At 55.1% G+C, this 12,212-nt stretch carries 14 protein-coding genes; 6 read left to right on the top strand and 8 right to left on the bottom strand.

What is annotated here, in order from left to right; all coding sequences use genetic code 11:
• Window positions 1-357: 357 nt before the first annotated feature.
• On the top strand, window positions 358-684 hold the full coding sequence (gene mauJ / locus VSR71_RS21815; RefSeq protein ID WP_342915920.1) for a methylamine utilization protein MauJ: 327 nt from the start codon (window positions 358-360) through the stop codon (window positions 682-684).
• A 77-nt stretch (window positions 685-761) separates the two neighbouring features.
• Here the strand turns inward: mauJ and VSR71_RS21810 are convergent, their stop codons facing one another.
• From VSR71_RS21810 to VSR71_RS21800, 3 genes are all read right to left on the bottom strand, one after another.
• A complete protein-coding gene (locus VSR71_RS21810; protein ID WP_342915919.1) occupies window positions 762-1,373 on the bottom strand; it encodes a flavodoxin family protein in 612 nt (203 codons plus the stop codon).
• 51 nt (window positions 1,374-1,424) lie between these two features.
• Window positions 1,425-2,138: a DsbA family protein gene (locus VSR71_RS21805; protein WP_342915918.1), complete on the bottom strand. Its 714-nt coding sequence runs from the start codon at window positions 2,136-2,138 to the stop codon at window positions 1,425-1,427.
• A gap of 200 nt (window positions 2,139-2,338) precedes the next feature.
• Entirely contained in the window at window positions 2,339-3,259 is a 921-nt protein-coding gene (locus tag VSR71_RS21800) for a LysR family transcriptional regulator (protein ID WP_342915917.1), read from the bottom strand.
• Between the two features lie 261 nt (window positions 3,260-3,520).
• Here VSR71_RS21800 and VSR71_RS21795 point away from each other — a divergent pair, with 261 nt between their 5' ends.
• The 3 genes from VSR71_RS21795 (at window position 3,521) to VSR71_RS21785 (ending at window position 6,800) form a co-directional block, all read left to right on the top strand.
• Complete coding sequence (locus tag VSR71_RS21795; RefSeq protein WP_342915916.1) at window positions 3,521-4,309, top strand: HD domain-containing protein; 789 nt, start codon at window positions 3,521-3,523, stop codon at window positions 4,307-4,309.
• Between the two features lie 319 nt (window positions 4,310-4,628).
• Window positions 4,629-5,666, top strand: coding sequence for a carbon-nitrogen hydrolase family protein (locus VSR71_RS21790; RefSeq protein ID WP_342915915.1), 1,038 nt, complete (start codon window positions 4,629-4,631; stop codon window positions 5,664-5,666).
• 114 nt (window positions 5,667-5,780) lie between these two features.
• Window positions 5,781-6,800, top strand: a complete 1,020-nt coding sequence (locus VSR71_RS21785) for a GlxA family transcriptional regulator (protein WP_342915914.1) — start codon at window positions 5,781-5,783, stop codon at window positions 6,798-6,800.
• A gap of 219 nt (window positions 6,801-7,019) precedes the next feature.
• On the opposite strand, the gene VSR71_RS21780 is transcribed toward VSR71_RS21785, so the two are convergent.
• From VSR71_RS21780 to VSR71_RS21770, 3 genes are all read right to left on the bottom strand, one after another.
• Window positions 7,020-7,388 carry a DUF6616 family protein gene (locus tag VSR71_RS21780; protein ID WP_342915913.1) on the bottom strand — a complete coding sequence of 123 codons (369 nt, stop codon included), beginning with the start codon at window positions 7,386-7,388 and terminating at the stop codon, window positions 7,020-7,022.
• A 43-nt stretch (window positions 7,389-7,431) separates the two neighbouring features.
• The gene (locus VSR71_RS21775; protein ID WP_342915912.1) at window positions 7,432-8,043 is read right to left on the bottom strand and encodes an HD domain-containing protein; all 612 of its coding nucleotides are present in this window, start codon (window positions 8,041-8,043) and stop codon (window positions 7,432-7,434) included.
• 556 nt (window positions 8,044-8,599) lie between these two features.
• On the bottom strand, window positions 8,600-9,163 hold the full coding sequence (locus tag VSR71_RS21770; protein WP_342915911.1) for a TetR/AcrR family transcriptional regulator: 564 nt from the start codon (window positions 9,161-9,163) through the stop codon (window positions 8,600-8,602).
• Window positions 9,164-9,339: 176 nt separating this feature from the next.
• Between VSR71_RS21770 and VSR71_RS21765 the strand changes: the two genes are divergently transcribed.
• Window positions 9,340-9,738 (top strand): nuclear transport factor 2 family protein, encoded by a 399-nt coding sequence (locus tag VSR71_RS21765; protein ID WP_342915910.1) that lies wholly within the window; start codon window positions 9,340-9,342, stop codon window positions 9,736-9,738.
• Between the two features lie 295 nt (window positions 9,739-10,033).
• Here VSR71_RS21765 and VSR71_RS21760 read toward each other — a convergent pair whose 3' ends face one another.
• A complete protein-coding gene (locus VSR71_RS21760) occupies window positions 10,034-10,813 on the bottom strand; it encodes an MBL fold metallo-hydrolase (RefSeq protein WP_342915909.1) in 780 nt (259 codons plus the stop codon).
• Between the two features lie 130 nt (window positions 10,814-10,943).
• On the opposite strand from VSR71_RS21760, the gene VSR71_RS21755 reads away from it, so the two are divergent.
• Window positions 10,944-11,585: a TetR/AcrR family transcriptional regulator gene (locus VSR71_RS21755; protein ID WP_342915908.1), complete on the top strand. Its 642-nt coding sequence runs from the start codon at window positions 10,944-10,946 to the stop codon at window positions 11,583-11,585.
• A gap of 131 nt (window positions 11,586-11,716) precedes the next feature.
• Here VSR71_RS21755 and VSR71_RS21750 read toward each other — a convergent pair whose 3' ends face one another.
• Complete coding sequence (locus VSR71_RS21750) at window positions 11,717-12,139, bottom strand: PaaI family thioesterase (protein ID WP_342915907.1); 423 nt, start codon at window positions 12,137-12,139, stop codon at window positions 11,717-11,719.
• Between the last annotated feature and the right edge of the window lie 73 nt (window positions 12,140-12,212).

Raw genomic sequence — 12,212 nt, 5'->3', positions numbered from 1 at the left:
GAAACACGCGCTTGCGCGTGCGGCGATTGCTCAGGTCCAGGCCAAGGTCAGTTTGTTTCATGCGCCCATTGTCGCTGGAAACATTCTTCATGCGTACCCGAAGTCGCATGAGTTTTGAACACCATCCCTTGGTTTGTTTCACTGATTTCTCCTGGTTTGCAGTGGGGACGCGGCGGCTATTATGGCGCGGCGGCGCTCGGGCGGCGACTGGCATCGCGGCCCGAGGTGTCATTGCGGGTGGAAGGAGAAAAAATGTGGTAGCCGACTGGCTGCTAGCAGTGGAACTGAAGATCAGGAAGCCCGGTTCCGGTACCTGTACCGAAGAGAGACCTTGCCTTCGCCACGGCGAATCATTGGGTGTTCAACCGCGCTATCCCCGACGACAAAAAGGTGAGACGAGCGCTGGCACTTTATCGAGAAGGTCTGAATGCTGCAGAAGCTTCGCTCAGCAGGTATGCCGTACTAAGCTTCTTCAAGGTCATCGAACTCGAGCACCCCACCACCGAGCGTGCCAAGAAATGGATTGCACGGACGTTTTCTCTCGTTGTAGCGGCCGCGGACTCAAGCGACATCCGCATGGAGAGCTTTCTTAAAGACTGCGGAGAGTCGTCACCAGAAGACCACATCTGGATCGCCTGCCGGCTCGCTGTCGCACATGCGAAAGATATCGACGTCAAAAACTAGGAGCACCCGTACAGTAAGAGCACGCTAGCGTACGCTTGCGCACTCCCGAATTCTGGCGCTACGCATGCGGACCTGATTCAACCGTGCAGTCGTCCAAAATTCGGATTGTCTGAAGCCGCGGGCAACCTTGCGGCGATTTGGGCCACCCGTTGACCCAGCGATTCCGCCGTCTTCAAGTCGCCGATCCGAGGAGCTTCTTCTGGTGACGCATCGGATGGGGAAACGGCTAATGCCCCGGCGAAACCTGCAGTCCAATTAGTGTCCGAAGGACCATTCTCCTTTCGGTTCGCCGGCATTAGGCCGGTTCCGACCCAGATTTGTCCATGTTGCTGCGAAAGTGTGAATAGGTATTGAATTGTAGAGAATTTGTCCCCATTTACAGATGCCGAATTGGTAAATCCCGCCGCGATCTTGTCCTTCAGCGCTTGCTTCATCCACAGTTTCGAAGTGGCGTCTGCGAATTTCTTGAATTGCCAAGCAGGCCCACCCATGTACGTAGGAGTCCCATAGATTACAGCGTCGTGATTGGTCAACAGCTCCAGTTGCTCGTCTGAAAACGTACCATCCTGTTCGATCCGCAGCACCGTGACCTCAGTATTGCTTACGGAAGCAGCCCCTCGTTTTACTGCTTCGGCTTGCTTGGCGGTATGTCCGTATCCGCTAAAATAGATGATGATTATTTTTGCCATGATTAGTACGTAGTGTTTTTGGGATGGAAGATGTTCAATCAGATGTTGCTGTCACGCTGTTGCCAATTTGGACTCGAGTTGAGTCAACTCACGTGCCAAATGATCCTGTGGGCCATACAAGAGATCACCGCGCACAGCGAATATGCCTCCTCTTGACCGAATCAAAAGCAGGGGGACCCCGCTGACCCCAATATCTTTCATTAGCAGCTGAACGCTTTTTACCCTGGCATTTGTTTGATTAATTAACTCAGCATCCTTCTCGAGCCTTTTCGAGAACTGCACTGCATCAATACTGACACCTTCATCTGCGAGAAAATCTGCAGTGATAGTTGCAACGACAATGAAAATAGAAGTATCGAGACCGTCCACGTATCTCGCCGTCTGTAGCCGAGAAAGAAGCCTTGGCTCCATATTCGAATTAAAATTGCCGACCGCAGTTAAAGCACGGTTCATCGGCCCCGAATCGAACCGAACGTTGGTACCCAACAAGATCTCTCGATGATATTTCTCACTAAAGACTTGGCCTGTCGTTGACGCGATCCTCTGATCGTTAGTCCACGCATGTACAGCCCATGCCGGCGTCACGTCTCGTGCACCTTGGTCGGTGAACAGACCACTGGGCAACAACTGCAGTGAGTCGGAGTAATTGCTTGAGAGCCAAGCTAAGGCGGGGGCGCTTGCATAGCACCATCCGCAAAGCGGGTCGAAGAGGTACTGCAACTGTATTGCGGGCATATCGGTGTCCATTGCGAAGGCATTGAACACACTATATTTGCTTACTCTTCGAGAAAAAACCGCCACCTATGCGACAGTTTGTTGCATAGAGCGGCCAAATGGACCGTTCTGTAGTAAAGATGCGCTTGCCACCTCGCCACACTAGGCGGGTTCCCTATTCAGCATGCGGTGCGGCTAGTGCCGTCACCAATGCCCCAGGGACACTCCCATTCTGTAATACGAGCTGCAAGCTACGGCGCCGCGTGTGTAACTGCATCCCAAGGGGCCACCTCGCCACCAAAGCGATCTGCAAGGAACTCAATGAGGAGCCGCAAGGGTTTAGGCTGGTGCCGGCGCGACAGATAAACGGCTTGAATGTCGAGTGGATCCAGCCCGTAATCAGGCAGCACAGGCAGTAATGCGCCTCGAGCTAAGTCCTCCCCCACATAGAATGTGGGCAGCATTGCAATCCCGGCGCCCGCCAGTGCTGCTGCCCGCACCACGGACGTCTCGTTGGCACTCAAGATTCCCTTGGCCTCAATGGTGGTGATCTGACCTCCAAGTCGGAGGTTATATGCCGGAGCGAAGCCGGCGCTATGGGTAATGAAACTGTGAGCGCGCAAGTCCTCGGGCATCGTCGGAACTCCCATGCTCGCAAGGTACGTTGGCGAGGCGCACAAAACCGAATGGCAGATGGCGAGCCGCCGAGCGACGAGGCCAGGATCGATGCGATTGCTCAGACGCACAGCCAGATCGATTCGATCCTCCACCAAGTTTACCGTTCGGTCGTACACGACCAGGTCAATTTCCACCATGGGATGCAACGCCTGGAAAGCCACAACCGCTGAGGTCAGCTGTGCTTGCGCGAAGGAAGGCGAGGAAGTCAGCCGCAGCCTCCCGCGCGCTTCAATACCACCTTGGCTGGCTTGAACACGGACGTCATCTGTCAGAGCCACCACTTCGCGACAGTTTGCCAATGCCTGTTCGCCTGCATCGCTCAATGCCAGTCGACGTGTAGTGCGATGCAGAAGCCTCGCACCTAGCCAATCCTCCAGACTCTCGAGGTATCGGCTCGCCATTGCTCGCGACATGCCGAGCACATCTGCGGCCGCGCTAACACTTCCACGATCCACTATCTCCACGAAGACACGCATCGCAGTCAGCCTGTCCATCACATTTGCTCGATATGGTTGACGATCATTCAATCAAAGCGAAGTTTACTCCTTCTTTGGTAGTCAATACAGTTGGCAAATAGGCAGCATGCCGCGCCACAAGGGGCGTCATTCCATCGCCCTGTCTTGCGCGAACAGCCGCGCACACACGCATGACTTCCTGAGTGAGCGTGGTCCGGGCGTCATACATCCGCCTCGGTCCCGCCGGCGCGTGCAAACGGGACGTCTTACCAAGCACCATGGAAAGTAAGGAGTGACATAATGAGTCAATTTCGGTCCCGGGATAATTCGGGAATGGGAACGTTGGCGTGGGGAGTAGGGAACGGCGGAGAACTCAATCGTCTCGAAAAGGCTCGCCTTGTCCGCAATCTCGCCTATGTTCAGGTTCGAGATGTAGTTGACACGCTCAGGCATCGCATCGGATTGCTTCGTCCGAATGCCATCTCCCTGGATGAGATGGCTCCGCCAACGACGGCCCTCACTGAAGATGCAATGCAACTGGCTGAAGAGACCCACGATAAAGCGTTGCTATTCCATAGCTGGCGAACATACTACTTCGGCGCCATGCTTGCTGCACATGAGCGAATTGATTATGACCGCTCGCTTTTTTTTGCTGCCGCAATTCTCCATGATATTGGACTCACAACGAGTCACTCGCCACATCTGTGTGATTGCTGCTTTGCTATGAGCGGTGGCGTGCGCGTAAGAGACTATTTGCGTGCCAAGGGGCATTCCCATGACGTTCGAGAAAAGGTCGGCGATGCGATTGCGCTGCATCTGAATGGCTGGGTATCAAAGCGGCGGCACGGAGCGGTAGCGCACCTGGTGTCGCGTGGAGCGGGCTGCGACCTCTTCGGCGCCGGACGACGTCGACTGGAACAAACAACCCTCGCCAAAGTGTTGGAGCGCTATCCCCGTGATGGTGTGATTGAAGCGCTGCAGTTTGAAACTGCAGATCACCATCTTGATACTCGGCCGGCCGTCATGACTGCCCTTGCCGGCCGCAAGGCTCCGCCCGATCCGTTTCGTCGCGTCCTAAGCCCGGCGTAGGTAATGTCCCACGAGCGCTGCTGAGCATATGCGTCCGGCGAGCCATCTTGAATTGCCGACAGGAGCTAAGGATGCTCATGCTGTTTGGCCGGACCATCGGACCGCCGCCCACCGGGGAGGCGAAGCGCTGAAGCCGGCGTGACGGTACTAGCGTATTCCCGCCGCATTCCTCACGCCATGGTTCTCGAGAGACCCGGCAATCCTCAGTCCACAAGGCCGCAAAACACTGCTAGAGCGCCATTCGTGCATTAGCTCAATACAAGCGGGTCGATGAGCCTTCCACGTAATCTAGAAGCCCAATCTTCCGGAGATTCACACTATGACTGTTCAACACCCCAGCTATCGCGTTGCTGCCGTCCAGGCCGCCCCGGTGTTTTTGAATCTTGATGCGACTGTCGACAAGACCATCGCACTCATCGAAGAGGCAGCACAAGGCGGTGCGAGTCTCATTGCTTTTCCGGAGACGTGGATTCCCGGCTATCCGTGGTTTGCATGGCTTGGCGCGCCAATCTGGGGAATGAAGTTCCTCCAGGCCTACCACGACAATTCCCTAATCATTGATGGCGCCCAATTTGAACGGATCACGCAAGCGGCGTCGCGCTACAACATAACCGTAGTGCTGGGCTTCAGCGAGAAGGACGCGGGTAGCCTGTACATTTCGCAGGCCATCATCAGCCCTGAAGGAAAAGCCGTGACCCGGCGCAAGCTGAAACCCACCCATGTCGAACGCACAATGTTCGGCGAAGGCGATGGCAGCGACCTCGCGGTCCATGCCACACCACTTGGACGAATCGGAGCCCTGTGCTGCTGGGAGCATCTCCAGCCCCTCACGAAGTACGCGATGTACGCTCAAAATGAACAAGTGCATGTCGCCGCATGGCCAAGTTTCTCACTTTATGTGGATGCCGCGTATGCGCTAGGCCCGGAGGTGAACACCGCTGCTAGTCGCTTGTATGCCGCCGAAGGCCAATGCTTTGTTGTCGCACCTTGCGCAACGGTCTCACAGGAAATGGTCAATTTGATGTGCGAAACACCTGAGCAGCAAACGCTGCTAAAAATCGGAGGTGGTCACGCGCGCATTTATGGACCCGACGGACGTTCACTTGCAGATCCGCTGCCGCCGGAAGTAGAAGGATTGCTATATGCCGACATTGACCTTGGCGTAATTACCCTTGCGAAAGCCGCCGCTGACCCGTCGGGACACTACTCGCGCCCCGACGTGACACAGCTGCTGCTGGACCGTAATCCCAAGCCTCGTGTTGTGTATGTGAAGCAAGAACCCAACAACAACGTCAATTCACCAGATTCGCAGGTCGATGAACGCACGGGATCTGAGGCCTCCGACAACCAGGCTTGACCGCTAAATAGCTTTAGCCCCGTACTGCCGTCTGGCGCATCGACTGGCCAATAAAGACCATTCTCGATACTTCATCGCACAATGAACCCTCGCTTTTTGGCCGGAATGCGTCGTATGAAAACCCGTACAAAGCCATGCGATGTGCGTGCTCGCTCGATCTCAAGACGGGTAGTAATCTTAGGCCTACCTCCCGTAGATGCTCTCGATGTCATTGGCCCCGCGGAAGTATTTTCTTTTGCGAATCGCCTCAAATCTGAGTTCGCCCCGTATCAACTTGAGTTGGTTTGTGCAAGTGCAGACGTGAACCTAGAGAGCGAGACCGGTATCAGCTTACGAGGGCATAGGACACTTGAGCAAGAAAGTGCAGTACACGATCCGATCGACACGCTAATTGTAGCTTCAGGTTTCGAATCCATCGACAGGCTTGACCCAGCTGCCATTGATTGGATTCGTAGGCGCGCCGGATCCGTACGCCGAGTTTGTTCGATATGTGTCGGCGCATTTGCCTTGGCTGAAGCCGGCATACTGAAAGGACGTAAGGCCACCACGCACTGGCGCCTCGCACAACATTTAGCTGAACGGTACCCCACAACTCAGGTCGATCCAGCCCCCATATGGGTAAAAGATGAAAACATATACACGTCGGCCGGGGTGTCATCCGGTATTGATATGGCACTTGGCTTGGTCGGTGAAGACTTGGGCGATGGGGCTGCCCTAGAAATTGCGAGGTCCCTGGTACTCTTCCTGCGGCGCCCAGGCGGACAAATGCAGTTCAGCGCTACGCTTCGCTCGCAACTTGATTCAAAGTCAAGCCTCGAAAAGCTATGTGTCTGGATTAGCGAGAACCTGGATTCCGAGCTGACAATTGATACTCTGGCCAGCAAATCGGCCACGAGCGTCAGGACACTGATGCGGATGTTTCGTCGAGAACTGAAAACCACACCGGCTAAATACGTCGAAGAGCTACGCATTGAAGCCATTTGCCGGGCACTGGAGACCGGCGGACGAACATTGGAAGCTATCGCGCGTAGAACAGGATATCAAAGTGTCGACGCACTTAGAAAGGCATTCGTTCGGCGTGTCGGAATTAGCCCGAAGGAGTATTCCCAACGATTTGTGCCCAGTGAGGTTTAGCCATAAAGGCATAGGCAGGTAAGGTATAAGCAAACGCTACATAGGAAGTTCGCTCGTACCCTGCGCAACTCTTCCCTGCCCCAGCAAACCATGCCGAGTTGAAGCTTAATTGATGTGACGCCGCACCAATCTTCTCGGCAAAAGTACCGCCGCCATTCATTTTTCAAATGCAGCACACCACAAAGGCTCGGCTAGCATCGGCGTGATTTAGAGCTATAACTATAGGGTTTCATCCGTGGCGTGGCTCGACAGCAAATCGACGTAAGAAGTCGCTTCGCCAGACACGTTAATCTGATCGAAGAAACCGTACCATCCAGATTTATCGATTTCATTCTCAAAGACTCGCTGAGTTTCGTTGTCTGGGATCAGGTACACGCAAAAGAAGTCGTATGGTGCCCTCTGTGTTGTGGAAGAATCATTATGGCCATACCCTATTACAGTGATTCCGAATCCTGCGAGCCTTCCAACATTTCCTATAACCTTCTCAATGTATTCAATTCGTTCGCGCTCGTTTAGTTCTGCCCATGCAGTCTTGTAGCGGTAAAGCTCGATAAAAATGCGTGACCGTTTGCTTTCTGCATTCTTCATTGCCATTCTTGATACCATTTAAAAATATTACGATTTCCAACATCTATTCATAAAAATCCGAGTTGTCCACGATATCGCAGAAGTTAGGGATGTGAAGGTGTGCGCGCTCCCGTCCGACATCCGCCATAAGGTTAACAACGCCCGTCATGGGCTTGCGGCGCACAACTTCTGCCATCGCCGCTAACATGGCCTTTTTGAACCCAAGACGCGGATACTCGGAAAGGATGATTTCAACTGCATCAGGCGCCAGCAATGTTTTAGGAACCGAGCCAACATCGATGCCAGCTCCAAGCTGGAGTAACGCGATCTCAGGCTGTTTGCGCTGGGGTATGCCAGGAGTTGTGTGCAACGCGATTGCATCCCAGATCACGGCGATCTTTTTGTCCGAGTAACCGTGCTTCGATAGGAATTCGGCGGCCACGTCCGCCCCGTCGATTTCGAAGCGATCGTTACGGATGAATGCTTCTACAAGCCCTAGATCATGAAGCATCGCTCCGATGAACAGCATCTCCTCGTCGTATTCCGCGTCCCTCTGCAACCCAGCCTGGCGGCCGAAGGCGTAGGTTCGCATCACATGATTGAACAAGACTTGAGGCGAGTGTTCGCGCGCAAATTCCATTGCAGCGACGCAAATTGCGGTATCGGGATAGATCATATGACCTCTCACTTCTTCCTGAACATTGTTTGCTGGTGATTGAGATGCGAAGGGATTGGAATCGGAGACGAGGCGCCCCGTCCCCCGCACTGACTGATGGCCAAGTCTTTTGACGCAGCCGTGGGCAGTCCCGATGACAATCGTGGGCAGGCGAGATAGGTCACCAGCACCCTACAGTTGCCAGCTAAAGCGCCGCCATGCCAGGCGCTACCGCAACCTCGCTTACACGACCCGTTGGCGATAGACACTGTTCGCAGCTAATGTCATCTCCGTCGATTCTAAGTACAGACTATCAAAAGAGAGGCGGCGGTAAGTGCCAAAAACACGTAAAAAATGGACACCGAACATAGTCGACAACGCACCTCCTCAGTTCACCCAATTTCCAGATACCCGAAAAGTCGCCTTGCAGTATCTTGAGATGCAGCCGAGTCTTCCCACTCCGACAGCAGAAATCTGCTCGGGCGGAATCCCGCCTCGGTACAAGTCGATCGCCGGCATGGCCCGATGCGCGTAACGCCTGGTAGACGGACCCACGTCTGCGACGTTCCGTTTCAACCTACCGTTGGGTCGAGCGACGACGCGGCGGTTCTACTTGAGCGTCGATCAACAGCTTTGCCATATCGCCCAGCTCTCGCCTCACGGTAGCCGCTCCGACCGTCATGGCGTGCCCATAGGCGCCGTCAAGAAGAACCGCGAGTTGGTCGCCAAGCCGGTCTGGATCCTGCGCGCCAAGATCGCGGCTCAGAAGGCGTAGACGTTCACGCACTTCTTCCTTATTCGCGCAGGCGATCTCTGTGCATGGCTGCCGGCGGTCTGGAAACTCAATGCATATATTGATAAATGGGCAACCACGGAATTGGGGCTGTGAAGTCAACTCCGCAACGCCAAGGACGATAGCCTCCAGTTGCTTACGAGGGTTGCCCGCACCGCTCGCGACTAAATCATCCCACCATTGCCAGAACCGTCGATCCTGTTCCTCGGCGAACGCTGCGATGAGCTCCTCTTTGGACGTAAATGTCCGATAGAGCGAAGATTTCGACACACCGGACCGATCGATAACAGTGTCTATTCCAATTGCGCGGACGCCCTCCTGATAGAAGAGTTCGGTCGCAGTCTGCACGAGTCGCTCACGAGCTGATGGTTCCCCTCTCTTCGGTGCACCTCGTCTCTTCGTTGCTCCGCTCATTACCACTCCTTGCATAGGTACAGCTCAGTACCTATATTAGAACGAAGCTGTCCCTTTGGCAGTGGATCCACATGGGACACCCTCCGACTCTTCACCTTCAAGGCACGACCATGACGATGCAGAACAGTACTGAAGCCAACAAAGCGCTTGTGCTAGCGGCCATCACAGGTGCATTCATCGACCGCGACCCGACTGTTTTGGATCGCTTATTTAGTGATGACTACAAGCAACACAACCCCCTGATTCCCAACGGAACAGCAGCTATTCAACAAGTCATCGCGGGACTGCCCAGTGGTTTCAGATACGAGCCAGGGCTCGTCGTCGCTGAAGGGAATTATGTCATGGTGCATGGCCGCTACACAGGCTGGGGTCCAAAGCCCATGGTCGCCGTTGACATCTTCCGGGTCGCCAACGGAAAAGTCGCGGAGCACTGGGACGTGATGCAGGAAGAAGTCCCGGCATCGCGAAGCGCCAATGGCCAATCCATGTTTACCGGAAAAGTTGAATGATTGGAGGGTTCTCAGCTTCGCTCGCAGAGGGTGTCGGCTCTGGGCGACGGACGCCGCCCGTGAAAGGCGCCCTCCAGTAGACGGCGGGTGCCGTCGCATTGGAATGGACGCGGATTCGTATAGGCCCGACTCGACGCAGTGTGCAGTTGCGTTTATTCCGGAATAGGCTACAGCCGCGAACTGCCTCGAGCCCCTACGTCCAACCAGACCTGTGCAGCCAGCGAAAACTCGTGCAAGCGATTCGATGCGCCGGTGTTCTTCCCAGTCAGCGCGCTTGCATTAGACTGCGCCGAAATTATGCGTGCTTGTGGTTGGGGTCTTTGCACATGCACTGAAGCGCTGCCTTCCGCCTTAGGTGCGCTGCATGCCGGAGCACCTCATGCGCTTCCAAGGTACCGCCGTGACCTACGTGGAACCGCCTTGCGCCCGCGCGCACGATGCGCTCGAGTTCGCTAGCAATGGTCAGCGGGTCATCTTCGAACGGGGGGCTTTTTGCCCGATCCTTAAAGGCAATGCCTCCGAGCGCCAGGCCTGATGCAATAAGATCGCCGACCAAAGCGTCCTCGGACGCTAGTTCAACTGCAATCGCCCCTGCGGTATGACCGGCAGTGTGCCGAACGACGCCCTCCGCGCCAAACGAGGTCAAATCTATCTGAGAGACGTCCCCCATGAGGATATCTGGTTCGAACGCAATGTAGGATGCGTGCGGCGCTGGCGTCTTCACAAAAAGGCGACCAAACCACCCCGTCGGACAGTATGTCATCGGCCGCCGGCGCATGAAAAAGTCCAGGTCATCTCGATGGGCCAACACAGGGGCGCCCGACAAGTCCCGGACACGCGCAGCAGATCCAGCATGATCGGCATGGGCGTGGGTCACGATGATCAGTTTGATGTCGCCGAATTTCAAACCGTTCTGAGCCAGCGCTCGTTCGATTTTGGCCTCCGATCCAGGGATACCTGTATCAACAAGGATACAGCCAGTCTCCCCGACGACCAGGTGGGCATTTACCATGCCCCAAGGAAGTATGGGAATTTCAACGATCTTCGCAGGTTCTGCAGGGAGCATGCTGCTCATTTCACCCTCAGGTAGATGAACCGGATCGCCCACGGTAAGTGCCTCATAAGCTATCTGAGACCTAAGAAGCCATCTTGACTAGGATTGGGCGCGTGGTATTTTATGCAGGTTAGCACAAAATCATATTTTTATGCAAGATGGCACAAAATTAACTGCGCGAGCAGGCCGTCCGAGAAAGTTCGACGAGAACGATGCGCTTAAGAAGATGCAGCGGCAGATTTGGACGACAGGCCTTTCTGGTGCGTCGTTGGAAGCCATAGCGCGTTCGGCCGGACTCAATCGGCCGAGTCTCGCTACCTCGTTTGGTAGTAAGGACGAAATCTACGCGCAAGCAGCGGTGCAATATGCAACGATGATGGAGGCGCGAATCGGGCAAGCGCTCGACTGCGAGGATCTGAAAACTGCCCTTACCAAAAGCTTTGATGTCGCACTCGATATATTCACTTCGGACGGCCCGAATGGATGCTTTGTGATCTGCACAGCGCCGGCAGAAGCGTTGACTTGTCCAGTTTGTCAAAGCATTCTCAGCCAGTCCCTCGATTCAATGGACGCACTGTTCTTAAGGCGACTCGAGAGGGAAAGGAAGACGGAGCAATCTGAAGTCATCGACCTTCCCGCAATTGCCTCTCAACTCGGGGCGACGCTGCAGAGCCTCGCATTGCGCGTACGAGCTGGTTGGACACGTGACAGGCTTAAGCGCTTTGTGACTGGGTCAGTAACTCAGGTCATCATGGCTATGGGAGAGCGCCAAGGCTCGGATAAACCTGTCTAGATCTGCATCACCGCCAAAGCGCACCAATTCCCGAATCGTGGCCGCGCACTGGCTATCTTTTCGATGGTTCGAACGGACTCTGTCGGCCAACAAATAGCGTGTCGGCCGGTTGCTCATGAAAGATGCTGCGACTATTTAGCAAGCAGCATCTGGGTGCAGCGAAATAGCGCGATCGTACGCCCGCTCTGGTCGAAAACCGACGCATCCCAGATGTGCGTGCTCCGTCCAAGATGGACCGCCGTTGCAACGGCCCGGATCGTTCCATCGCGGCACGTTCCGAGGAAATTGCTCTTTAGCTCGAGCGTTGTGAAATTGGGGGCATGCTCGGGCAGGTGGGCAATGCAGGCGTAGCCACAGCACGTATCGGCAAGCCCGACAACAGTGGCCGCGTGCAGGAATCCATTAGGTGCCAGTAACTGAGGACGTATCGCGAGCTCTCCGGTCAGCATGCCTTGAGCGAGCTCGACAAGGCGCACGCCAAGGAGCTCGGGCAGCATGCCCCGCTGGCGTTCGTGGAGAACCTCGATGGTGACGTCCGGGCGCAGCGCGCTCATAGTTGCTCTCCTTAAAAGAATGCCGCTTATTGGGGCATTGGCGGCGGGTAATAGTGTAAGGCCCCCACGCCCC

It is taken from the genome of Cupriavidus oxalaticus, from assembly GCF_038900635.1.
Taxonomy (GTDB): Bacteria; Pseudomonadota; Gammaproteobacteria; order Burkholderiales; family Burkholderiaceae; genus Cupriavidus; species Cupriavidus oxalaticus_B.
The sequence above is the reverse complement of the archived record's forward strand: the minus strand, read 5'-3'. Positions and strand labels throughout refer to the sequence as shown.

Bases quoted from the DNA above. Each gene is read 5' to 3' on its own strand.
- VSR71_RS21800 (WP_342915917.1), bottom strand. From the start codon at position 3,259: ATGGACAGGCTGACTGCGATGCGTGTCTTCGTGGAGATAGTGGATCGT.
- VSR71_RS21760 (WP_342915909.1), bottom strand. From the start codon at position 10,813: ATGAGCAGCATGCTCCCTGCAGAACCTGCGAAGATCGTTGAAATTCCC.
- VSR71_RS21790 (WP_342915915.1), top strand. From the start codon at position 4,629: ATGACTGTTCAACACCCCAGCTATCGCGTTGCTGCCGTCCAGGCCGCC.
- VSR71_RS21775 (WP_342915912.1), bottom strand. From the start codon at position 8,043: ATGATCTATCCCGATACCGCAATTTGCGTCGCTGCAATGGAATTTGCG.
- VSR71_RS21755 (WP_342915908.1), top strand. From the start codon at position 10,944: ATGCAAGATGGCACAAAATTAACTGCGCGAGCAGGCCGTCCGAGAAAG.
- VSR71_RS21810 (WP_342915919.1), bottom strand. From the start codon at position 1,373: ATGGCAAAAATAATCATCATCTATTTTAGCGGATACGGACATACCGCC.
- VSR71_RS21780 (WP_342915913.1), bottom strand. From the start codon at position 7,388: ATGAAGAATGCAGAAAGCAAACGGTCACGCATTTTTATCGAGCTTTAC.
- VSR71_RS21785 (WP_342915914.1), top strand. From the start codon at position 5,781: ATGAAAACCCGTACAAAGCCATGCGATGTGCGTGCTCGCTCGATCTCA.
- VSR71_RS21795 (WP_342915916.1), top strand. From the start codon at position 3,521: ATGAGTCAATTTCGGTCCCGGGATAATTCGGGAATGGGAACGTTGGCG.
- VSR71_RS21765 (WP_342915910.1), top strand. From the start codon at position 9,340: ATGACGATGCAGAACAGTACTGAAGCCAACAAAGCGCTTGTGCTAGCG.
- VSR71_RS21750 (WP_342915907.1), bottom strand. From the start codon at position 12,139: ATGAGCGCGCTGCGCCCGGACGTCACCATCGAGGTTCTCCACGAACGC.